The sequence below is a fragment of the Propionispora hippei DSM 15287 genome (assembly GCF_900141835.1).
GTDB lineage: Bacteria > Bacillota > Negativicutes > Propionisporales > Propionisporaceae > Propionispora > Propionispora hippei.
The window spans coordinates 1-22,106 of sequence record NZ_FQZD01000050.1 but is presented as its reverse complement, the minus strand read 5'-3'; the positions used below and the strand labels follow the sequence as shown (position 1 = coordinate 22,106).

Here is a 22,106-nt window from a genome sequence, read left to right as displayed (position 1 = left end):
GTCCCGCGTTCGAGTCGCGGGTGGATCACCACTTATGGCCCGTTGGTCAAGCGGTTAAGACACCGCCCTTTCACGGCGGTATCGGGGGTTCGATTCCCCCACGGGTCACCATATTACGGGCGATTAGCTCAGCTGGGAGAGCGCCTGCCTTACAAGCAGGATGTCGGCAGTTCGATCCTGTCATCGCCCACCAATCACATATTTGGCTGATTAGTTCGGCCTAAGTACGGCCCGGTGGTGTAGTGGTTAACATGCCGCCCTGTCACGGCGGAGATCGAGGGTTCAAGTCCCTTCCGGGTCGCCATTTTATTTTTCTACTCAGTATCGCGGGCCTATAGCTCAGCGGTAGAGCAACCGGCTCATAACCGGTCGGTCCCTGGTTCGATCCCAGGTGGGCCCACCATATATCATAGCATATAGACTTTGCCTCGGTAGCTCAGTCGGTAGAGCAGAGGACTGAAAATCCTCGTGTCGACAGTTCGATTCTGTCCTGAGGCACCATTGCTGGCGTAGCTCAATTGGTAGAGCAGCTGACTTGTAATCAGCAGGTTGGGGGTTCAATTCCTCTCGCCAGCTCCATATTCCGGAGAGATTCCCGAGTGGCTAAAGGGAGCAGACTGTAAATCTGCCGGCTTCGCCTTCGCTGGTTCGAATCCAGCTCTCTCCACCATGTATTCGGCGGCGTAGCTCAGTTGGCTAGAGCATGCGGTTCATACCCGCAGTGTCCGGGGTTCAAATCCCTGCGCCGCCACCATATATGCGGGTGTAGCTCAATGGTAGAGCACTAGCCTTCCAAGCTAGCTACGAGGGTTCGATTCCCTTCACCCGCTCCATATACGTTTGCGGGAAAAGAAGCTGAACTGGCGATTGCAGGTTTTCTGCAATCTTTTTTAATATCAAGAAATGAAATTTGAGCGGCCTGCAAGACCGGCTGCACTTTTACACCTGCGAGGGTGGTGGAATCGGCAGACACAACAGACTTAAAATCTGTCGGGAATTACTTCCCGTGAGGGTTCAAGTCCCTCCCTTCGCACCAATTTTATTTATGCTGAATAATCTATAACTTCTGATTTAGTCAGAGGTTTTTTTGTTTTTGTGGCGAGAATCGTATGAGTCTGGCGAGGTATACATACCATTGGCTAATAAGCCGTATAGCGTAGACTACGGTATAGTTATTCACTTTTTGGCCATAAGGCGGATAAAAGAATTTTATTACTTTCACTTTTTTCCATTTGCCGATATAATAAAGTTGAATTTAGCAGATAATCGATTGCACAGTTTGCAACAAAGCAATGGTGCCTAATGTACGGAAAAATACGGTAATAGTGCAGGTGATGCGGATGGGAAAAGTCGATGATATTTACAATGTACTGCTCGAGTGGAAAGCTAGCGGCAACGGTATTTCCGCCAGTGAACTGAGTGAACGGGTGGGGCTGGACCGGACCAATGTCAGCCGTTACTTAAATCAACTGTGTAATGATAAGCTGGTGGAAAAAATCAACGGCCGGCCTGTTTTGTACCGGCCGGCTAAAAAAGAAATGCTGAAAGATAAGGCAAGCAGTCTGGATATGATTGTCGGTGCCGACCGGAGTCTGCAGGTACCGATTCAGCAGGCCAAGGCGGCCGTTCTTTATCCGCCGCGCGGACTGCACACCTTGATCTTGGGGGAAACCGGGGTCGGGAAATCAATGTTTGCCGAGGTGATGTATCAGTTTGCCAGGGAAACGAAGATGATCGCCGAGGACGCGCCGTTTATCCGATTTAATTGCGCCGACTACGCTGACAATCCCCAGTTAGTCATGGCCCAGATTTTCGGCGTGAAAAAGGGAGCCTACAGCGGGGCCGAAAGTGACCGGGATGGGCTGCTAAAAAAGGCCGATCAGGGCGTCTTTTTTCTGGACGAGGTGCACCGTCTGTCGCCCCAGGGGCAGGAGATGTTGTTTACCTTTATCGACAAGGGGTATTTCCGCCCTTTGGGGGAAACGGGACAACTGGTGTATTCCGAGGTGCAGCTTATTGCCGCTACGACCGAAGACCCTCAGTCTCATTTGCTAAAAACCTTTACCCGGCGTATTCCGATGACCATAACCCTGCCGTCCCTGAATGAACGCAGCTTGGAAGAACGGTACTTTTTGATTGGTAAGTTTATTCGCAGCGAGGCTAAGCGCCTGGAAAAGGATATTTACGTCCAATATAATGCGCTGATTTCCCTGTTGCTTTATGACTGTCCCAATAATATCGGCCAATTAAAAAGCGATATTCAGCTTGCCTGTGCCAAGGCTTTTCTGCGCTATAAGTCGGAAAACCGCAGCTACATTCTGATTGACCAAGCGGAACTGCATGCCAGGGTCAAAAGGGGCATTTTGAATCTACAGGAACACCGAGCCGAAATTAATGCTTTGCTCACCCAGACTGAGGATATTCTGGTATTCTCTTATCAGGACAAGCCGGTGGAACGGAAGCTGTGTACGGAGGCAGAGGCGGCGGAAAAAGGCGCCTATTTTTACGACATTATTGAGAGCAAACTGGAATACCTGAAAAAGCGGGGCTTTACCGAACCGGAAATTCATGAGCTTTTAAATGTGGATATTGAAAGTTACTTTAGAAAATATATCAGCGATCTGCCGGAGAAATTCCGTAAAGAGGAAATTGCCAAGGTTGTGGATATGAAGATTGTCAATGCGGTGGAAGAGGTTTTGGCCTATGCCGAGGAGCAACTGAACCGGGAGTATGACGAGAAGGTGTATTACGGACTGGCGCTGCATTTGAATAAAAGTATTGAACGAATCCGGGCCGGAACCTACATTTACCATCCTCAACTGGATAAGATCCGCAAACAGTCGGCCGATGAATTTCTGGTGGCCATAAAAATTGCCAAAATGATCGATATGAAGCTGGATGTGGAAATCCCGCTGGACGAAATCGGTTATCTTACCATGTTCCTGGCCTCCAGCGTGTATCAACGGGAAAACAAGCATATCCAGCGGGTACAGGTGCTGGTCATTATGCATGGCCATGCCACGGCCAGCAGTATGGCCCAGGTAGCCAACCATCTGTTGGGCGAAAAACATGCTCATAGTCTTGATATGGTATTGAACATGAAAGTGGAAAAAATGTACGAGCAAGCCAAGGAAAAAATTCTGGAGATTCATAATGGCAAAGGCATATTGCTGCTGGTCGATATGGGTTCGCTCAGTAATTTTGCCGATATGCTGACAGAGGATACGGGTATTCCGGTCAAATGCATCGATATGGCCAGCACGCCAGTTGTCATTGAAGCCTGTCGCAAGGCACTGGCCGGCTGCGAGCTGTCCGAGGTGTACCGTTCCTGCCAGGAGCTCGGCCTATACCGGATACAGCGGCATACCGACAAGAAAACCGAGCAGGAGCTGCTGATTATTACTGCCTGCTTTACCGGGGAAGGTGCCGCCTTGCACTTGAAGGAACTGATCGGCCAGTCGCTTAAGTCGCAGGAGCAAATTCAGATTAAAGCCATGGATATTCTTGACCATAATGACTTCCTGTGCCGGATTCAGGAGTTGAGCAAACACCATCGTATTATTGCCATTGTCGGTACGGTGAATGTGCCGCTGGAAAAGATACCTTCCTTTTCGGCATCCGATGTGCTGGCCGGTGACGGGCTGGACCAGATTGCCCAGTTGGTGCAAAAGGAACAGGAATATGTCAAAATCAAGCGTTCCCTGAAAAAAATGTCGCTTAAAAAATATGTTCGAGGCATGGATGTAGAAGAGCTGTTCGATGAGGTGCGGGAAATTATTGACGAACTGGAAAAGCGTCTGAATCTTTCCCTGCCAGGGGATGTGAAGATCGGTATGCTGTTGCATATTGGATTCCTGGTGGATAAGCTGGTCCACCAGGGCAAAGCCACAGTGTTTGCCAATGTTGCCGAGTACAAGCGACAGCACACGCAGGAGTTTAAGATAGCGCAGCAAAGCTTTAAAGAACTGGAAGAACGGTATCAGATAAAAATGACCGAGGATGAAATTGCTTATATTGTAAAGATGTGCCTGGAAAATGATTTAGGCAGCGATAAACAGAATGGTATACTGGAAATGGGCCATACTGTGTAGGTTTTTAAATAGTGTGCAGATAACTTGCACACTATTTCGCTTTGCCGTTATGAGGAGAAGGCTTGATATGACTGGCTTTTAAGGACCCTTTCTTTTATTTTTACCACCGGAAAACTTGGCATGTTGCTTGCAATACATAAATGGTGTAAGCAAGCAGGCTATAGCCGGCGAAAGCATAACTGGCAATAATCTTTTTTGTAGACGTCGCCTGGCTGTAAGCAAACGAAAGAAAGGAGAGGCATGGATGTATAACATATTTCTGGTTTGTTCCGCGGGCATGTCCACAAGCCTGCTCGTGATGAAGATGACCGCGGCAGCCAAAGAGCGGGGCGTTGAGGCTAAAATCGCCGCGGTAGCCGAGGCTGAACTGGCCAAGGTGATTGACAGTGCCGACATCGTTTTGTTAGGGCCGCAGGTAAGATATTTGCTGGGGAAAATCAAGGACTTGCTGGCGGCTAAGGGCACTCCGGTGGAAGTAATCAACAGCATTGATTACGGCACCATGAACGGGGACAAAGTGTTACAGCGCGCCCTGGAACTGATCGGTAAATAGCAGAAGGAAAGGTGGAAAATAAAAAGATGGGTCCGATTATTGCATTTTTAGAAAAATATTTTGTGCCGGTGGCCGGGCGTATCGGCTCGCAGCGGCATTTGGTAGCAATCAGAGACGGCTTTGTGGCCATTATGCCTTTAATCATGGTCGGTGCCATGGCGGTATTACTGAATAGTTTTCCCATAGAGTTTTATCAAAAAGCAATGGTCAGTATTTTCGGTGAAGGATGGAAAAGTTTCGGCGTAAACTTATGGAACGGAACGTTTGCCATTATGTCTCTGTTGGTCACCTTCAGCACCAGCTACAATCTGGCTAAATCATATCAGGCCGATGGTCTGGCGGCCGGGCTGGTTTCGTTCGGCTCGCTGCTGATGCTGTACACCGCATCGGAAAAGGACTGGGCGCTGCCGTTTGGTTTTCTGGGAGCGCAGGGACTGTTTGTCGCCCTGTTTGTTGCTCTGGTTGCTACGGAAGTCTTTGTCCGGCTGGCCGGTAATTCCAAACTGATTATCAAAATGCCCGAGGGTGTGCCGCCGGCGGTGGCTAAATCTTTTGCTTCGCTGATTCCTGCGGTCATCGTACTGACGCTCTTCTGCCTGTTTAAAGTACTGACGGTCGCTGTGGGCATACCCAATATCCATGATGCCATCTTTAAAGCCATTCAGGCACCGATTGCCGGTCTGGCCGATCATATAGGCTCGGCTATGCTGGTCGCTTTCCTGGTGCATATTCTCTGGTTTTTCGGCCTCCATGGCACGAATATCCTCGGTCCGCTATTGAATGCCGTCTATCTGCCGGCGATCAATGACAATGTGGCGGCGTTCCAGGCCGGACTGCCTATACCGCATATCGTGACCATGCCGTTCTTTGATGCCTTTGTCTGGATGGGTGGCGCCGGCTGCACCATCGGCCTGGTTGCTGCCGTGTTCATTGCCGGCAAACGCAAGAGCAATCGCAATATCGCCCAATTATCGGCCGGTCCGGTGGCCTTTAATATTAACGAACCGATGATGTTTGGCATGCCGATTGTGTTAAATCCGATTTACTTAATTCCTTTTGTGCTGACGCCGATTATCTTGACCATTACCACCTATGTGGCTATTTCAAGCGGCATCGTTCCCAGAACCGTTGCGATGGTTCCCTGGACGACTCCGCCGGTGATTGGCGGTTTCCTGGTAACCGGTTCGATTATGGGCGCGCTGTTGTCGCTTATCAATCTGGCAATTGCCGTAGTCCTTTACATCCCCTTTGTCATCTTAGGAGAGCGCCATGAGGCGAAAGCCGAACAGCAAACCGTCCAGTCCGTGGGAGCAAATATAAGAGGATAAGACTAATAAGGTACAGTGGTCTGTAACCTCTAAAGCTATAGAATTAGGGCTTACGGACGACTAGAATCACAGGTGATCTAAGTGATGCGCCGGGAAGGAAGTTAACCATGAAAGAAACAGAAAATATGGAACACCTTATCATGACAATCATCGTTAAGAGCGGTGAAGCCAAGTCGTCGGCCCTGGAGGCGATACACAATGCAAAAAGGGGGGAGATTGCCCAGGCGAAGGAACTGCTTACGGCGGCCAACGAAAGCTTAGGTGAGGCGCATCGCGTGCAAACCGGTATGATTCAGGCCGAGGCGGGAGGTAAAAAAACCGAGGTGTCATTGCTGATGGTACATGCCCAGGATCATTTGATGACGGCTATGACAGTACGGGATCTTGCCGCTGAGTTTGTCGACTTGTATGCCAGACTGTAAAGTTACGGTGAATGCTTTGGCGGGAGACACAGTCTTTCCGCCGAAGCATTCATTTTTCCGCGCCAGTCGTGAAGGACGATTACAAAAAGGAGGAAACGTATGAGAAAATTAGGAGTATCTGTTTATCCAAGCCAGGCCCGGCTGGAGGATAACCTGGCTTATCTGGAGCGGGCTGCCCGCTATGGCTACCAGCGCATTTTTACCTGCCTGATTTCCGAGGAAGACAAGCCTTTGGAAACGGTGATCGATGAGTTTAAGCAGCTTACCGCCGTGGCCAAGCGCTGCGGCATGGAGATTATCGGCGATGTAGAGCCGGCAGTGTTTAAGAAATTCGGGGTATCTTTCGACAACCTGCGTTTCTTTAAAGACCTGGGCTTGGACGGAATCCGGCTGGATCTGGGCTTTAGCGGTATGGAAGAGTCGGTCATGAGCTTTAATCCGTACGGGTTAAAAATCGAACTGAATGCCAGCAATGGCACAAAGTATGTGGACAATATTCTGTCCCACCGGCCTAATAAGGAGAACATTCTGGGTTGCCATAACTTTTATCCTCATATCTATACCGGTCTGGGCTATGAACATTTTATCCGGTGCAGCCGGCAGTTCAAAGAACTGGGTATCCGGACAGCCGCCTTTGTCAATGCGCCGGGGGCGCAGCATGGACCCTGGCCGGTGACCGAAGGTCTGTGCACGCTGGAGGAACACCGCAGCCTGCCGCTGACTGTGCAGGCCAAGCATTTATTTGCCACCAATCTGATTGATGATGTCATCATCGCCAATGCCTTTGCCACGGAAAGTGAACTGGCGGAACTCAGCCAGGTCGACAAATATATGCCCGAGTTCGCCATTTCCTTTGTTGACGGGATACCGGAGCTGGAGAAGAAAATCGTTTTGGAAGAAATCCATTTCAACCGGGGCGATGTATCGGACTATGTTATCCGGTCCACCCAGTCTAGGGTAAAATATAAAGGCCATGATTTTCCGCCATTTCATACGCCTGATATCAAACCGGGTGATGTGCTTATTGAATCCTCACTGTATCAGCGGTATGCCGGTGAATTGCAAATTGCCCGCCGGCCAATGAAGAACAGCGGCAAGACCAATGTGGTTGCCCGGATCGTACCGGACGAATGGTTCCTCCTTGACTATCTGGAGCCTTGGATGAAGTTTAAGTTTAGTGAAATCAAATAGTTGGCACAACAGAAACCCGGCAGCGAAGTTCTCGCTGCCGGGTTTCTGTAAACCACCGTTGTGTGCAGGAGAACCAGGGCCAATTATAAGGTGAAATAAAAACTGTGCAGCGGAAATTACACACTGATTAGCATTTTTTCTTAAAGGGAAAGAGAGCTTGCGTTGCTGGAAGGCAGATAAATAGCGGCTTGACGGGATTTTTAATAATTTTTTTTAAAAAGCATGCGTTGGTATGAGTCTTGCATTTATATATGATTGCAAGCCATACAAAGTACAAGCAGAGAAAACGGACTAAGGAAACGTGGTAACTTACGAAAGGCTTTCTCTTGCCGGCACTTTGTAGAGCGACTATATGATATTGAGGAGAGAGAGCATGCGAGTAAACAAAAAGTTAGTGCTAAGTCTGATTGCCGCCGGTATCTTGACGACCGGCACCGCCCTGGCTAATCCCTTCGACGATGTGCCAAAAGGACACTGGGCCTATGACGCCGTGCAGAAGCTGGCCGATGCCGGTATTGCCGACGGGTACAATGACAACACCTTCCGCGGCGACCGGCCTATGACCCGGTACGAGATGGCTCAGGTGGTTGGCCGGGCCATTTCTCACGAGAAAATGGCCAACCAGGAACAGAAAGCGCTGATTGACAAACTGTCGGCCGAATACAGTGAGGAATTAAACAGCCTGGGTATTCGCGTGGATAATCTGGAAAAACATACGGCCGGTGTGAAGGATATGAAAATCACCAACTGGTTCCAGACGGAAAATACCTATGGCAATACTACGGCCAAAGCGAACGATTCCATGCATGAATACGAGCTGGAATACCGGATGACTTTTGAAAAGCAGATCAGTGACAAATTGTCTATCTTGCACCAATTGGAAACCAAAACCTACTGGGATGATTTCAGCGCCCAAAACAATAACAACTTTGGACGAGCCTATAACAACGGCAACCAGGAGAGTGTATTCACCCGTCTGGCTTATGTGACCTATAAGCCGGATACCAAGAACACCCTGAACTTCGGTAAAGAGGCCGTATGGCTGGCCGGCGGTTTCCTGGGCGATGACTATCTGCGGGCCGTTGATTACACGACTAAGCTGGACGATAAAACCAGTCTGCAGATGATCCATGGCCGGTATGAAACCAATGCCAACTGGCCGGGCTTGCAGGCGACGGTGGGTGACGGCGGCAATGTCGAATTTAGCCGCCAGACTCAGGACACCCAGATCAATTATGTCGGAATCAACTCCAAATTGGGCACGGTGGATGTAGGCGCCCACTACCTGACGGGCAGTCACGCGCTGGCTAGCAATAAAGAAACTAAAATCCTTGCGGTAACAGCCGGCGCCAATTTAGGCGACAGCGGTATCAATCTGTCGGGCGGCTTTGGCCGGAACAGCGAAGCCGATAATGACAACAAAATGTATAAACTGCAACTCTACAAAAAGCTGAACAAGAGTGATGTATTCGTACAGTACTGGAAACAGGAAGCCAATATCGATCTGCCGATCGAAAATGGCAACCATACCACCTTCTGGGGCGATGAATACAATAACTCCGGTCATAAGGGCTATCGTCTGATCCTCGGTCATCCGGTAAGCACCAACTGCTATGCCGAAGCCTGGTACGGCGATTACAAAAACCTTAAAAGTGATGAAAAAGGGCAAAAATTCGGCTGGGATCTGACGTTCAGCTATTAAGCCCGGGGCCTGGGGTTTCTCCGGCCTGTCAGCTACAAGCAAGTACACTTCAAGGCTATTATCTCATACTGGAACCCCCATACATGGCTAAAGGAAGTACGGCTGCCCCTTGGAGGGCAGCCGTACTTCTTTTGGTAATAATTTATTTATTGACAATTATCTATGGTAAGAATATAATATAGAAGTTGGTGTTACACAACAACTGCGGGAGTGGCGGAATTGGCAGACGCACCAGACTTAGGATCTGGCGGGTGACCGTGGGGGTTCAAGTCCCTTCTCCCGCACCATACTTGCCGGAGTGACGTAATTGGCAGACGTAGCAGACTCAAAATCTGCCGGGGGCAACTCCGTGTCGGTTCGAGTCCGACCTCCGGCACCAACTTTAAAAGATGAAACTCATAGCTGCGGCTGTGGGTTTTTTGTTTTCTCCCGGTCAGGCTCATAAATCGGCAGCTCCCTGGATTTTCCCGTGCCGATTTAATAAACTGGGACCCCGAAAGGGGATAAGTTGTGCTATAATACAAATATAACTATCAAGGCAAGGAGGGAGCCATCGATGAAACGGGCAACCTTTATCCGCATTCTGACTGGGATTAAGCTGGTATCCAATAATGTCAGTGTTGTTGAAAATTTTAATAATAAAGCACTTATCACCATTCGGGTTCCTGAGATTGTTGGTGAATCTCCCAAGCAGATACGGTCGTTTCAAAAGCTTATTTCCCATTGCTCCTACTATAATATCCGTCCTGATGGTGATGAACTGACGCTTACGCTTGAGTTTCAATGGGAATGATTCTGATTTATGTGCCGAAAAGAGCCTACGGGCTCTTTTTATTTTGGGAGAAGCAAGCGCCCTTGAACACCTGGAAAACAACAGGAAATTTTTGCCGGAGAATGACAGAAAATAGTTGACATTATATGGCAAAATGACTATAATAAGACATGTTTTTGTTGTAAACGTGGAAGGAAGAGGAACGAAAGCTATGTTAGCCGAGGAAATTGAAAAAATGCGTCGAAATTTGGTCAAACTGGGGATGGAGAAAGGGTTGCAGCATCCGGAGGTTCTGGCGGAAAGCCGGAATCTGGATGTTTTAATCGTTAAATTTCTGGTACGGACCGTGGCAGCGGCGAACTGACCGATTCGTATGCGGCCTTCGATAGTGGTAAGACCACAGATTAGCTTAACGGAAAAATACGTGACAGTACTTGACGATATGATACGGGAAGCAGTAGCTGGAGAAATGTAAGCAGTCGGAATAAGCCTATACATAAAAACAAGCGCTCTGGGCGCTTGTTTTTATGTATAGGCTTATGTTTATTCGTCAATGATTTCGGAGAAATAAATGACGGTGACGATATCTTCCAGGCTGATGGATTTTTGATATACCTTTTCAAAGAAGACCGCCAGCTCGTCAACGGTTTCAATTTCCGGATTTTGATGGTCTAAGTCATGAGTGGTCAGCTCGGAGAATTTTTTGGTCAGCACCCGGTCAATAATGGCGGTATATAATTTGCGTTTGGATTGGAAAGGCTTGCCTACAGTAATCCAGACAACCGAATTTTCCAGATATACGTCACTCACATCGCCTAGGCGGACAGTACAGTTCTTTTTGCGCTCCAGCAACAGCTTTTTGTGATTAGGTGACTGAAAGTTAAGTGCATACATAAACTTTGCTCCTTTTAAGTAGAATTGAAAAATTTCCATAAACTACAACTTTATTATATGATATTTCCCCCGGTTTATCAAAGGGAAATGCGGCAACGGGAAAAATAAGCTGGACACCGCAGAATGAGCGTGCTACTATTTAATCAAATGATTAAATAGTAGCACGCTTGATTGGCGTATAGTTAGGAGATGCTGAGATGATCAACCGAAAAATTCTTGCCGGTTTGCTTTGCTTTGCACTGCTTGCCGGAGCGGCAGGGTATAAGCTGCTGCGGCAGACGGAAAAGGGCATCACGGCTACCGGAACAATTGAGGTCACCCGGGCGGATATTACTCCTAAGGTAGGCGGCTATCTTACCGAGCTGTTGCTGGAAGCCGGTGATTCGGTGGAAAGCGGCAAGGTAGTGGCCCGCATCTCCCGATCCGATTTGGAAGCCCAGCTTTTGCGGGACGAGGCGGCGCTGACCAAAGCCCAAGTACAGCTTCAGGATTTGGTGAAGGGGTCCCGGGAGCAGGAGAAAACCGCGTCGACAGCCGATATGGCTGCCGCCCAGTCGGTATTTGACAAGGCGAAGCATGATCTGGAACGCTATACCGTTCTCTACCACCAGGGTGCTATTGCCGCCCAGCAATTGGAGAGCATCCGTTCCGCTTATGACGTGGCCTACAATTCGCTGGTGGCGGCCCAGGCCAAGAGCAGCCTGACCGAGGAAGGCAACCGGCCGGACGAAATCCAGGCGCAGCAGGAAGAGGTCAAACGGTGTCAGGCCATTGTCGACGCCAGCCGGTCAGCGGTAGCCGACACAGTGATCACCAGTCCGTTAACGGGACTGGTGTTAACCAAGAACTTTGAACAGGGCGAGTATGTTAACGCAGGAGCACCCATTGCGACAGTGGGGGATATGAACGACTGCTGGGTCAAAGTATATGTTCCTTCGGCCCAGTTGGCGCTGATTGCCGTGGGGCAGGCGGCCGAGGTCAAAGTGGACGCCTTTCCCGGCCGGGTGTTTGCGGGCACCATCAAGGAGATCAGCAGCAATGCTGAATTTAATCCCCGCCAAAGCATCACACAGCGGGAGCGGGCCAATCTGGTTTTTGCCGTCAAGGTCAAAGTGGATAACGCCGAGGGCATTTTAAAGCCGGGGCTGCCGGCAGATGTGATCATCCCATGATCCGGCTGGAGGCGGTCGGCAAGGTGTTCGGGGGCCGGCAAGCTGTCGATGCGATTTCTCTTGCGGTACAGCCCGGCGAGATTTTCGGGCTGGTCGGTCCCGACGGGGCCGGCAAGACGACGACCATCCGGATGATGACAGGAGTGATGACACCGTCGGCGGGACGCATTACCGTATTGGGCGAACAGGATATGGAACGGGTAAAAGCTCATATCGGTTATGTGCCGCAGCGGTTCAGCCTGTACGGCGATCTGACGGTAATGGAGAATATCCGGCTGATGGGCGCTTTATACGGTTCCTCCGGCCGGGAAATCGAGCTATTGGCAAATGACATCCTGGCCATGACCCAGTTACTGCCGTTTAAGGAGCGGCTGGCAGCCAACCTGTCGGGCGGCATGAAGCAAAAGCTGGCACTGGCTGCCGGGTTGATGCACCAGCCTAAGCTGCTGTTTCTTGATGAGCCGACCACCGGCGTTGATCCGGTGTCGCGCCGGGAGTTTTGGCAAGTGCTGTACCGGCTGAACCAGACAGGAACGACGGTGTTTGTGTCAACGCCGTACATGGATGAAGCCGAGCTGTGCGGCCGGATTGCTTTTATGCATAACGGTTCGCTGACGGCGGTGGGTACGCCGCAGCAGTTAAAGGAACAGTATCCGTACCGAATCATAGAACTGGAGACAAACAGTAAAGCCCTAAAAAGACAGTTGGCAGGTGTGGCTATTCGCGATATTAATTCGTTTGGCGACAAATATCACATTGTGGTGGATGAATATGAGACAGTCGCTGCGGCCATTAAGCAGGTGCTGGACTCTGCCGGCATTCCGATTCTGGCGATGCGGGAAGTAAAGCCGGTCCTGGAGGACGTCTTTGTTTCCTTAGCCGGTGAGGGGGGCTCATGATGTATGCCGTAACAACACACGGATTAACCAAGCGGTTTGGCGATTTTACTGCAGTGCGGGATTTGAATTTACAGATTGAAAAAGGCAGTATTTACGGTTTTCTGGGTCCCAACGGTTCGGGAAAGTCAACAACCATTAAAATGCTATGCGGTATTTTAGAGCCTTCAGCCGGTTATGGGGAAATTCTGGGAATTGACCTTAGAAAAAATCGCGATGCGGTTAAGAGCCAGTTGGGCTACATGTCACAAAAATTCAGCCTGTATGATGACCTCGCTGTAGAGGAAAATCTGCAATTTTATGCCGGGCTGTATAGTTTGTCCACGGGCGAACGGAAGAAGCGTATAGAGGAAATGCTGGACATGGCCGGGCTCACCGGACGCAGACAGGATCTGACAGCCAGTTTGTCCGGCGGCTGGAAACAGCGTCTGGCCTTAGGGTGTGCCATACTGCACAAGCCTTCCCTGCTGTTTCTGGATGAACCGACCGGCGGGGTTGATCCCCGTTCCCGGCGCCTGTTCTGGGATATTATTTATCAGCTTGCTGCAGAGGGTACCACCATTATGGTTACAACCCATTTTATGGATGAGGCGGAACATTGTGACCGGATTGGTTTTATCTTCGAAGGAGATCTGATTGCCGATGACAGTCCGGGAAATTTAAAGGGCGCTTTGCCCGGACGGCTGCTGGAAATTCCCACCGATGATCCGATTGCGCTGATGCAGCAAATGGCAAAGGACAATGTACCCTGCCTGGACCGCTATCCCTATGGTTTAACGGTACATGTGCTGGTCACGCCGGAGGACCTGATACGGTATGAGTCTTTTGCTTACCGTATCATTAACCCTTCGTTGGAGGATGTATTTGTCTATTATGTTCAGTCCCGGCGAAAGGAGGGGGCACGATGAAACGCCTCTGGGCTATTTTGCTGAAAGAATTTATTCAAATGCGGCGTGACCGGCTCACCTTTGCTATGATGGTCGGGCTGCCGGTCATTCAACTGCTGGTGTTTGGCTTTGCCATCAACACGGATGTCAAGCATCTGCCAACCATTGTGTTTGATCAGTCCCACCGTCAGGAGGGGCGCGATTTGCTGGCGTCGTTTACGGCCAGTGATTATTTTGACATCAAATATGTGGCGGACAGTTTCCAGGATGTGAACGATACGATTGAGGCCGGCAAGGCCAAGGTGGGGATTGTCCTGCCGCCGGATTTCAGTGAAAATGCCAAGCATGGCCGCAGCGCCGCCGTACAGGTGATTGTCGACGCTTCCGACTCGATGGCCGCTTCGTCGGCGATCAGCACGGCGCAGATGATCGGCCAGCTTAAATCGCAGGAGATTTTGCTGCGCAAAATGGCGAATAACGGCATTACCGGAATGGAACAGCCCTATGATATCCGGATTAGACCCTGGTACAATCCCGATTTTGTTTCCGCCTTTTATATGGTGCCGGGGATTTTGGGCATTATCCTGACGATGACCATGGTGATGATTACGTCAATGGCGATTGTCCGGGAACGGGAGCAGGGGACACTGGAACAGCTTATTGTCACGCCGATGAAATCCTATGAGCTGATGCTGGGGAAAATAATCCCTTATGTATTTGTCGGCTATGTGCAGGCGACACTGGCCTTGTTGGTGGGCATCCTGGTCTTCGACCTGCCGCTGCGGGGCAGCATTGGCCTCTTATATGCCCTGACGACGCTCTTTATCATTGCCTCCCTGGCGTTGGGCGTGCTGATTTCCACGATGGCCAGAACGCAGATGCAGGCCATGCAGATGTCTTTTTTCATTTTTTTGCCCAGCGTTTTGTTGTCGGGCTTTATGTTTCCCCGCGAGGCCATGCCGACCTTGTTTTACTGCCTGGGTGAAGTGATTCCCCTGACTTTCTATCTGGAAATCATGCGTGGTATCGTGCTGAAGGGGATTGGCCTCTCCTTCCTCTGGAGCCAGACCTTGGCGCTCATTACTTTTATTGGCCTGGCGTTGACGGCGAGCATCATCAAGTTCCAGAAGAAGCTGGGTTGATTACAAAAAAAATCCCTGTTCGCAGCCTGTTGATTCAAGCTGCGGACAGGGATTTTTGCGGGTTGAATATTGGCAGAGCCGGCGGGCGCAAGATTTGCCGTCAGCCGGCTAAGGGCAGCTAAAGTCCAAAGACCATAGTGCCGAGGACATGATTGCGGGGAATGGGACCGATCACGCGGCTGTCACTGCTGTTGTTGCGATTATCGCCCAGCACGAAGAGCTGGCCGTCGGGAACGGTAATCTGCTTGTCGGCCACATTGCGCATGGGTTCTTTGATGTAGGGTTCGTCCAGCAGCGCGCCGTTGCGATAAATGTGTCCCTGTTTAAATTCCAGGGTGTCACCGGGCTTGCCGATAACCCGTTTCACCCAGACGGTATGACTGGGCTGTTTGCCTGTTAAAAGATTGACCCAGTTCATTAACGGATCGGTCATATCGTCTTGCCAGTCCCGTTCACGGAGGACGCGGCTGTCGATGGTGACGATATCGCCGTAGTTGGGCAGCTTACCCAGCGTGTGAGAGAGCTTGGACAGAAAGATGCGCTGACCGTCGTGCAGCGTCGGCTCCATGGACTGTCCGACGACCAAAGACGGCTGAAACAGGAATATGTTGATGAATAGGGCGAGGGCTAGTGCGACCAGAATGCTGTACAGCCAGTCGCCGAGTTCAGTTAGTAATTTCATATGGTTCCTCCTAGTTTGTAGGGTAGCTTTCTCCGCGCATGATCAGCCGGCTGCCGGTTCGGGTGTGCCGGCCAGTGAGGTCCGGATGGTTTGCAGGACATCGGTTAGGCCGCCGCCTACCAGATTGGACAAGGCGTCCAGGGTAGACAAGGCTTCACTGCCGTCCGGGCGGGTGAGTGTTTTGTCAATAATGTAGCTGTGGTCGACGGTGGAATAGGCTTTTAAATCCATCGATATGTCCAGGGGATGGACGGACAGCAGCAGGATATAGTTGACATGGCGGGCGTCGCCGTAGGCCGACAGCGATTCGGGACTGGCGTCGGCGGCCGTGGCAATGCCGCAGCGGTCTAAATCACGCAGCACTTCATTGCCGGACTGCACCTCGCTGCCGAGGAACAGGGCGTTGATTTTAAAGCGGATCACTTCGTTGAGCGCTTTATTCAGCATGTCGATGCCGGGGACGTAGTGGCCCGAGGTATCGATATACAAGGCTACGGCGGCCAGAGAGTTGCTTTCCGGCGAAGCCGCCAGGCAGGCCGGCGAGGCCAGTAATAGCAGCATCAGCAGCAGACCGACACAGGCAAATGATTTCAAAGCGAGCACCTTCTTTAAGACGTTTTTTTCGTACAGCCATATTATAGCACACGGCAGGCAGCGGGGAAGTAAAAATTTACCGATAATCCGGCAGCCGGCTTTTTTCTGGTACCAGGGAGGAATTTGCCGGAAAGACGGTGTACTTACTTTAAGAAGCCGGGAATCACTGCTTTTTGTCCGGATTTCCCGATAAATAAGTAAAGGAGTGCTAACCGGTATGAAAGAAATGCAAAAACGGGTGGACGGCGCTGCCCTGCGGCTGGCGCTGCAGACGACGCTGCCCGTGTTTTTCGGCTATATTGCCATTGGTATCGCCTTTGGGCTGCTACTTTATAACGCCGGCTATGCCTGGCCGGTGGCCTTGCTGATGAGTGTGGTGATCTACGCCGGAGCGGCCCAGTTTATCGCTGTAGGTTTTTTTATCCAGAACGCTGGGTTGGCCGAAATTGCCACCGTAACCTTTCTGGTTAATTTCCGTCATATGGTCTACGGCCTGTCGCTGTTTGATATTTTCCGGGCAACCGGCAAGCTCAGGCCATACATGATTTTTTCCTTAACCGATGAAACCTATGCGTTACTGACCGGACTAAAGGAGCCGCAGGGGGTGCGCAAAGATCTGTTCTATTTTTATGTGTCTTTGCTGAATCAGAGCTACTGGGTGCTGGGCAGCGTGCTCGGTGCCGCCGCGGGCAGCCTGATTTCCTTTGACACCACCGGACTGGAGTTTTCCCTGACGGCACTGTTTATCGTACTTCTTTATGAACAGTTTGCCGGTTATTCCACTAAAATTCCGTTCTGGATCGGCGGGAGCTGTGCCCTGCTGTCCATCATCTTCATTGGTAAGAGCAACATGCTGCTGGCAGCCATTGTCCTGTCGATTGGCCTGCTGCTGGTTTTCCGGGGGAGGATTATGCAAGATGAGTCTAAATAACGTATATGTGGCTATTGCGGTGATTGCCGCGATTACCCTGTTTACCAGGGCGTTTCCCTTTCTGTTTTTTGATCGCAGTCAGCCGCCGGAACTATTGCTCTTTGTCGGAAAATATATACCGCCGGTTATTATGACCATTCTGGTGTTGTATTGTTTGAAAGATATTCAGTGGGGCAGTGTGCCGCACGGGCTGAATGAGGTGCTGGCCGTGCTGGCCGTTGTGCTGCTGCATGCCTGGAAGCGCAATCCGCTGCTGAGTATTTTCGGTTCCACCGTACTATATATGCTGCTGGTGCAGACGCGGATTCTGACGGCCCTGTTTATTTAGAAACGAGAACTGCTGACAGGCAAATAGGCGGGAATTATGGTATAATTATGCATAACAGTCAATGATGACTCCTGGCAGGCCGGGAGTCTGTTTTTTTATTTGTAAATATGAATATTGGCGGTGTTATTTTGGAAAAAGTGACGGAGCAGGGAAACAGTATATTCATTGAAGAGATCGTCGAAAAAAAGCAAATTGAAACACACTTTCAGCCGATTTTGTCCGCGAAGAAAAATAAAGTTGCCGGCCTGGAGGCACTGTCCCGGGGCTATCACGCAGCGGCAGGCTGGATCAGCCCGGTTACGCTATTTTCCCAGGCTGCCGCCGCCGGGCTTAGTCTGGAGCTGGACCGGCTGTGCCGGGCCAAAGCGCTGGAGGCTTTTGCCGGTTTACGTTGCAGGGAGTTACTCTTTTTGAACATCGATACCGGTGTAATTGCCGCCGATACGGTCGGGTCGAAGCACTTGCTGGAGGCGGTACAAAAAGCGGGCATCAAGCCGCAACAGGTGGTTATCGAAATTGTCGAAGCCAAAGCCAGCGATGTGGCGTCTTTGAAACAATTTATCCATAATTATAAAGAGTATGGTTTTACCATCGCCATTGATGACATTGGCAACGGCTATTCCAATCTGGACCGGATTTTGCAGATTAAACCGGATATTTTAAAAATTGACCGCGGTTTGTGTCGCGATATTGGCCATGATTATTATAAGCAGGAAATATTTACCTCATTGGTCAGCTTATCACGGCGCATCGGAGCGCTGGTGGTGGCTGAGGGCGTGGAGACCAAGGAAGAGGTCACGATGAGCTTTGAGCTGGGGGCGGATTTGCTGCAAGGCTATTATTTTGCCAAACCGCAAAAACTAAACGGAGCGGTGACATACGCCAACGGGAGTATTTTCGCGGAGTTTAAAAAAAGCAAGATTGACAAAATACGGCAGGGCGTCAAACGGCAGCGGGTCTGCGAGTCGGTTATGACCTGTATGCTGCAGGTTCTGGAAGGCTGTGCCGCCGAGAATTTCAGCAAAAGGCTGCAGGCCCTGGCCGAACAGTATAACCATATGGAATACCTTTATATTGTCGATGCGGCCGGGGTGCAGGTAACCGACAGCATTTGCAGTTCCCGGCATCCGGCCTGTAAAAATCATTCACTGTTTCAAGTAGCCGGCAAAGGGGCCGATCAGTCGTTAAAGGATTACTATTTGCATATGATGGCCGGCAAGGACTGCTATATCAGCGAACCCTACATGTCGCTGGCTACAGGCAACGTCTGCATCACCAGTTCGGCGGCCTTTACCGACCGGGAGGGGCGGCGCTTTATCGTCTGTGCCGATTTTGAACCGCGCAGTGATTTTTGAGGGCCTATTTCCGGCTTTGACGCCGCCAGGCAGGTTTGCGTTACTTCGTCGAAAGTCCGAAGCGGCAGCGTGGCAGGGCGGAATTAAAAAAACGGATATAGTGCTCCACCAACTTGAAAGCAGAAGTTGCTGACGGACAAAATTTCGTCATCATCTTTCAGTTTCAAAGTTGACGGAGCACCAGTAGCAAAAAAAATGCTATACATACTCCGCCAGATACAGTATAATAGCTTTTGGTTTTCGATCTAATATAGGTAAAGTGAGGGAATATGATGACTGCAAAGTATGATGTAGCCATTATTGGCGGTGGGCCGGCAGGGATTTTTGCGGCCTATGAGTTAAGCAAAATGAAGCCTGGTCTGCAGGTGGTTATGATCGAGGAAGGTCAGGACATCTATACCCGCAAATGCCCGATTGCCGAAAAAAAAGTAGACAACTGTATTCACTGTAAACCCTGTGGCATTATGCGCGGGTTTGGTGGTGCCGGCGCTTTTTCGGACGGAAAATATAATTTTACCACCGAATTTGGCGGATGGCTGAACGAATACCTGCCTGACCAAAAGGTTCTGGATTTAATTTCCTATGTGGACGATATCAACATGGATTTTGGGGCGCCGGCCGAAGATTTCAGTACGGCGAACAGTTCGATTGGCAAGCAGGCGCTGGCCTTTGACCTACACCTCTTAAATGCCCGGGTTCGTCACCTGGGCACCGAAAACAACCTGCAAATCCTGAAGAAAATATATGAAGTATTAAAGGAACGGATTACTTTTATTTTTAACCGTCATGTAGCCGAGATCAAGCCGGAGGGAGAAGGCCGGGGCTTTTCCATCACGGTGGATAATGCCGAAGATATCCGCTGCGATTATCTGATTGCCGCACCGGGCCGGGCCGGTTCTGAATGGTTTTCCGGACAGTGCAAGAAGCTGAAACTGCCGCTGTTCAACAATCAGGTTGATGTCGGTGTGCGGGTGGAGATTCCGGCGGAAGTGTTCCAGCATATCACCGATGAAGTGTATGAGGCTAAGCTGGTGTACCGCACCAAGCAGTACGGCGATCTGGTGCGTACCTTCTGCATGAATCCCAAAGGCTACGTGGTAGCTGAAAATACCGACGGGATTGTTACGGCCAACGGCCATAGCTACCGTGACGAAAAACTGCACAGCAAAAATACCAATTTTGCCCTGCTGGTCAGCAACCGGTTTACCGAGCCGTTCAACGAACCTCACCAGTACGGCAAGCGCATTGCGTCGTTCTCTAACATGCTGGGCGGCGGCGTGCTGGTGCAGCGGTTTGGCGATTTAGTCAAAGGCCGCCGGACCAACGAGCACCGGCTGGAGCAGAGCTTTATCAAGCCGACGCTAAAAGCGGTTCCCGGCGATTTGAGTCTGGTACTGCCCAAACGTCATCTGGATAATATTATTGAAATGATTTACGCGCTCGACAAGCTGGCGCCGGGTACAGCCAACGACGACACGCTGCTTTACGGGGTGGAAGTCAAGTTTTACAGTTCCCGTCTGAAATTGACCAGTGAGCTGGAAACGGAAATTACCAATATGTTCGCCATCGGTGACGGTGCCGGTGTCACCCGTGGCCTGTCTCAGGCCAGCGCCAGCGGTGTCCATGCGGCCCGGGCCATTGTCAAACGGCTGCAGGCCAAGGTAATCACTGATTAATTCAGACTGTGCGTCCTGACAGATCTTTTCCCGCCTGGCTGCGTCAGTAAAACCCTTGAAATAGCCCAACTATTTCTGCGGCTTTGCTTCCTTGCCAGACGAAAAAATCTCTCGCCAGGCCAACAGGTTCATTTAATCAGTGGTTACCTAGAACCTGTCAGACGGAGGAGGGGATGACGGTGACTGCTACGATGCGCGGTCGCTTTGCGCCCAGCCCCACCGGCGAAATACACCTTGGCAACGCCTGGGCGGCTTTGCTAGCCTGGCTGCAGGTGCGTGCTGCCGGCGGGACGATGGTGCTTAGAATGGAAGACTTGGACCCTGACCGTTCGCGGTCCCGCTATGCTGAGCTGCTGCAGGAGGACTTGCACTGGCTGGGGCTGGACTGGGATGAAGGACCGGCAACGGGGGGAGAATACGGGCCGTATTTTCAGAGCGAGCGGACAGCGCTGTACCAGATGGCCTTTGACCGGTTGACGGTGGCTGATCTAGTGTATCCCTGCTTTTGTACCAGGGCGGAATTGGCGGCTGCCGCGCCGCACGGATCTGACCGGGAGACGCCCTACCCGGGAACCTGCCGGAACCGGCTGGGACCGCTGCCTAACCGCCGTCCGGCGGCGCGGCTCAGGGTGCCGGCCGGTATAGTGTCTTTTACCGATCAACTGCAGGGAGAACATTCTCAGGATGTGGCGGCTGAAATCGGTGATTTTGTCCTGCGGCGGGCTGATGGGACCTTTGCCTATCAACTGGCGGTGGTGGTTGATGATGCTCTGATGCGCATCACCCATGTGCTTCGCGGCGACGACCTGCTGGCTTCCACGCCACGGCAGCTTCTGCTGTACCGTCTGCTGGGCTGGGAGCCGCCGGTGTTTACCCATGTGCCCCTGCTGCTGGGCGAAGACGGTCACCGTCTGTCCAAGCGGCACGGTGACGTTTCTATCCGGTCGCTTCGGCAGCGCGGTGTTCGCCCGGAAACCATCGTGGGCAGTCTGGCCACTGCTGCGGGGCTGCTGGAAGCGTTCCGGCCGCTACCGGCCAGTGAGTTAATTGCCCGGTTTGATCTGGCTAAAGTGAAAAAACAGCCGGTGATCATAACAGGGGAAAGCTGGCGCCGGCTGCTGAACGGATAAGGTGAATAGCAAGTAAAAACGTCGGAGCAGCATTGTCCGGCGTTTTCTAAAGTGGACGGTTATTGTGAAAACTAAAATTAACGAAACAGGAAAAAGGGAAACCCAAATAACCCTATCCCAATAGATAAAAAAGAATAGGTGTAAAAGACCGGATATATTTGAAAAATAAAGACGTACGTAATATAGTTAAGATAAGCTATTATGTCGTGGTGGCGATGAGCATGCCTGCAAGGCAATATTTGAGTCATAAAACTCGCCAGATTCCAACAGCTTGTAGATAAGCGTTAGAATCTTTCTCGCCACTGCAATAATAGCCTTTTTTCTGCCTAGTTTTCCCTGTCGCGACCAAAACCATAAAGC

21 protein-coding genes and 12 tRNA genes are annotated in these 22,106 nt (G+C 50.8%); 30 read left to right on the top strand and 3 right to left on the bottom strand.

Features of this window, described 5'->3' with window-relative positions:
- The first annotated feature begins 36 nt into the window (after positions 1–36).
- The 20 genes from F3H20_RS18100 (at position 37) to F3H20_RS18005 (ending at position 10,423) form a co-directional block, all read left to right on the top strand.
- Positions 37–111, top strand: a tRNA-Glu gene (locus F3H20_RS18100).
- 6 nt (positions 112–117) lie between these two features.
- Positions 118–193 (top strand) — tRNA-Val (locus tag F3H20_RS18095).
- Between the two features lie 35 nt (positions 194–228).
- Positions 229–304, top strand: a tRNA-Asp gene (locus F3H20_RS18090).
- 24 nt (positions 305–328) lie between these two features.
- Positions 329–403: transfer RNA gene (locus tag F3H20_RS18085), tRNA-Ile, on the top strand.
- Positions 404–425: 22 nt separating this feature from the next.
- Positions 426–501 (top strand) — tRNA-Phe (locus F3H20_RS18080).
- A 2-nt stretch (positions 502–503) separates the two neighbouring features.
- Positions 504–579 (top strand) — tRNA-Thr (locus tag F3H20_RS18075).
- Positions 580–585: 6 nt separating this feature from the next.
- Positions 586–670 (top strand) — tRNA-Tyr (locus F3H20_RS18070).
- A 7-nt stretch (positions 671–677) separates the two neighbouring features.
- Positions 678–754: transfer RNA gene (locus F3H20_RS18065), tRNA-Met, on the top strand.
- A 5-nt stretch (positions 755–759) separates the two neighbouring features.
- A tRNA-Gly gene (locus tag F3H20_RS18060) sits at positions 760–833 on the top strand.
- Positions 834–947: 114 nt separating this feature from the next.
- A tRNA-Leu gene (locus F3H20_RS18055) sits at positions 948–1,036 on the top strand.
- A 304-nt stretch (positions 1,037–1,340) separates the two neighbouring features.
- Entirely contained in the window at positions 1,341–4,091 is a 2,751-nt protein-coding gene (locus tag F3H20_RS18050) for a sigma 54-interacting transcriptional regulator (RefSeq protein WP_149736236.1), read from the top strand.
- Positions 4,092–4,335: 244 nt separating this feature from the next.
- A complete protein-coding gene (locus F3H20_RS18045) occupies positions 4,336–4,644 on the top strand; it encodes a PTS sugar transporter subunit IIB (RefSeq protein WP_149736235.1) in 309 nt (102 codons plus the stop codon).
- Positions 4,645–4,655: 11 nt separating this feature from the next.
- The gene (locus F3H20_RS18040) at positions 4,656–5,972 is read left to right on the top strand and encodes a PTS sugar transporter subunit IIC (RefSeq protein ID WP_223191839.1); all 1,317 of its coding nucleotides are present in this window, start codon (positions 4,656–4,658) and stop codon (positions 5,970–5,972) included.
- Positions 5,973–6,079: 107 nt separating this feature from the next.
- Complete coding sequence (locus F3H20_RS18035) at positions 6,080–6,394, top strand: PTS lactose/cellobiose transporter subunit IIA (RefSeq protein ID WP_223191838.1); 315 nt, start codon at positions 6,080–6,082, stop codon at positions 6,392–6,394.
- Positions 6,395–6,493: 99 nt separating this feature from the next.
- Positions 6,494–7,585: a DUF871 domain-containing protein gene (locus tag F3H20_RS18030; protein ID WP_149736234.1), complete on the top strand. Its 1,092-nt coding sequence runs from the start codon at positions 6,494–6,496 to the stop codon at positions 7,583–7,585.
- Between the two features lie 373 nt (positions 7,586–7,958).
- Complete coding sequence (locus F3H20_RS18025; RefSeq protein WP_188128407.1) at positions 7,959–9,287, top strand: S-layer homology domain-containing protein; 1,329 nt, start codon at positions 7,959–7,961, stop codon at positions 9,285–9,287.
- 204 nt (positions 9,288–9,491) lie between these two features.
- A tRNA-Leu gene (locus tag F3H20_RS18020) sits at positions 9,492–9,574 on the top strand.
- 5 nt (positions 9,575–9,579) lie between these two features.
- Positions 9,580–9,666 (top strand) — tRNA-Leu (locus tag F3H20_RS18015).
- A gap of 177 nt (positions 9,667–9,843) precedes the next feature.
- Positions 9,844–10,080: a hypothetical protein gene (locus F3H20_RS18010; protein ID WP_149736232.1), complete on the top strand. Its 237-nt coding sequence runs from the start codon at positions 9,844–9,846 to the stop codon at positions 10,078–10,080.
- Positions 10,081–10,270: 190 nt separating this feature from the next.
- Positions 10,271–10,423, top strand: coding sequence for an aspartyl-phosphate phosphatase Spo0E family protein (locus tag F3H20_RS18005; RefSeq protein ID WP_149736231.1), 153 nt, complete (start codon positions 10,271–10,273; stop codon positions 10,421–10,423).
- Between the two features lie 179 nt (positions 10,424–10,602).
- Here the strand turns inward: F3H20_RS18005 and F3H20_RS18000 are convergent, their stop codons facing one another.
- The gene (locus tag F3H20_RS18000) at positions 10,603–10,953 is read right to left on the bottom strand and encodes an ASCH domain-containing protein (protein WP_091749341.1); all 351 of its coding nucleotides are present in this window, start codon (positions 10,951–10,953) and stop codon (positions 10,603–10,605) included.
- Positions 10,954–11,150: 197 nt separating this feature from the next.
- Here F3H20_RS18000 and F3H20_RS17995 point away from each other — a divergent pair, with 197 nt between their 5' ends.
- Genes F3H20_RS17995 through F3H20_RS20310 form a run of 5 tightly spaced genes read left to right on the top strand, consistent with a single transcriptional unit; the run spans position 11,151 to position 15,172 of the window.
- Positions 11,151–12,125: an HlyD family secretion protein gene (locus tag F3H20_RS17995; RefSeq protein WP_223191837.1), complete on the top strand. Its 975-nt coding sequence runs from the start codon at positions 11,151–11,153 to the stop codon at positions 12,123–12,125.
- The gene (locus F3H20_RS17990; RefSeq protein WP_149736230.1) at positions 12,122–13,024 is read left to right on the top strand and encodes an ABC transporter ATP-binding protein; all 903 of its coding nucleotides are present in this window, start codon (positions 12,122–12,124) and stop codon (positions 13,022–13,024) included. The genes F3H20_RS17995 and F3H20_RS17990 overlap by 4 nt, the downstream gene beginning before the upstream one ends.
- Positions 13,021–13,929 carry an ABC transporter ATP-binding protein gene (locus F3H20_RS17985; protein WP_223191836.1) on the top strand — a complete coding sequence of 303 codons (909 nt, stop codon included), beginning with the start codon at positions 13,021–13,023 and terminating at the stop codon, positions 13,927–13,929. The genes F3H20_RS17990 and F3H20_RS17985 overlap by 4 nt, the downstream gene beginning before the upstream one ends.
- On the top strand, positions 13,926–15,050 hold the full coding sequence (locus tag F3H20_RS17980; protein WP_091749350.1) for an ABC transporter permease: 1,125 nt from the start codon (positions 13,926–13,928) through the stop codon (positions 15,048–15,050). Before F3H20_RS17985 ends, F3H20_RS17980 begins: the two co-directional genes overlap by 4 nt.
- Positions 15,047–15,172, top strand: a complete 126-nt coding sequence (locus F3H20_RS20310) for a hypothetical protein (RefSeq protein ID WP_262501633.1) — start codon at positions 15,047–15,049, stop codon at positions 15,170–15,172. The genes F3H20_RS17980 and F3H20_RS20310 overlap by 4 nt, the downstream gene beginning before the upstream one ends.
- Here F3H20_RS20310 and lepB read toward each other — a convergent pair.
- Positions 15,169–15,732 carry a signal peptidase I gene (gene lepB / locus F3H20_RS17975; protein WP_091749353.1) on the bottom strand — a complete coding sequence of 188 codons (564 nt, stop codon included), beginning with the start codon at positions 15,730–15,732 and terminating at the stop codon, positions 15,169–15,171. The genes F3H20_RS20310 and lepB overlap by 4 nt on opposite strands.
- A gap of 42 nt (positions 15,733–15,774) precedes the next feature.
- Positions 15,775–16,326: a hypothetical protein gene (locus F3H20_RS17970; protein WP_223191835.1), complete on the bottom strand. Its 552-nt coding sequence runs from the start codon at positions 16,324–16,326 to the stop codon at positions 15,775–15,777.
- 217 nt (positions 16,327–16,543) lie between these two features.
- Between F3H20_RS17970 and F3H20_RS17965 the strand changes: the two genes are divergently transcribed.
- From F3H20_RS17965 to gluQRS, 5 genes are all read left to right on the top strand, one after another.
- Complete coding sequence (locus F3H20_RS17965; RefSeq protein WP_223191834.1) at positions 16,544–17,257, top strand: AzlC family ABC transporter permease; 714 nt, start codon at positions 16,544–16,546, stop codon at positions 17,255–17,257.
- A complete protein-coding gene (locus F3H20_RS17960) occupies positions 17,244–17,585 on the top strand; it encodes a branched-chain amino acid transporter permease (protein WP_091749357.1) in 342 nt (113 codons plus the stop codon). The genes F3H20_RS17965 and F3H20_RS17960 overlap by 14 nt, the downstream gene beginning before the upstream one ends.
- 137 nt (positions 17,586–17,722) lie before the next feature.
- Positions 17,723–18,940, top strand: coding sequence for an EAL domain-containing protein (locus tag F3H20_RS17955; RefSeq protein WP_223191840.1), 1,218 nt, complete (start codon positions 17,723–17,725; stop codon positions 18,938–18,940).
- A gap of 272 nt (positions 18,941–19,212) precedes the next feature.
- Entirely contained in the window at positions 19,213–20,616 is a 1,404-nt protein-coding gene (locus F3H20_RS17950) for an NAD(P)/FAD-dependent oxidoreductase (RefSeq protein ID WP_149736238.1), read from the top strand.
- A 179-nt stretch (positions 20,617–20,795) separates the two neighbouring features.
- The gene (gene gluQRS / locus F3H20_RS17945) at positions 20,796–21,746 is read left to right on the top strand and encodes a tRNA glutamyl-Q(34) synthetase GluQRS (RefSeq protein ID WP_223191833.1); all 951 of its coding nucleotides are present in this window, start codon (positions 20,796–20,798) and stop codon (positions 21,744–21,746) included.
- Positions 21,747–22,106 lie beyond the last annotated feature (360 nt).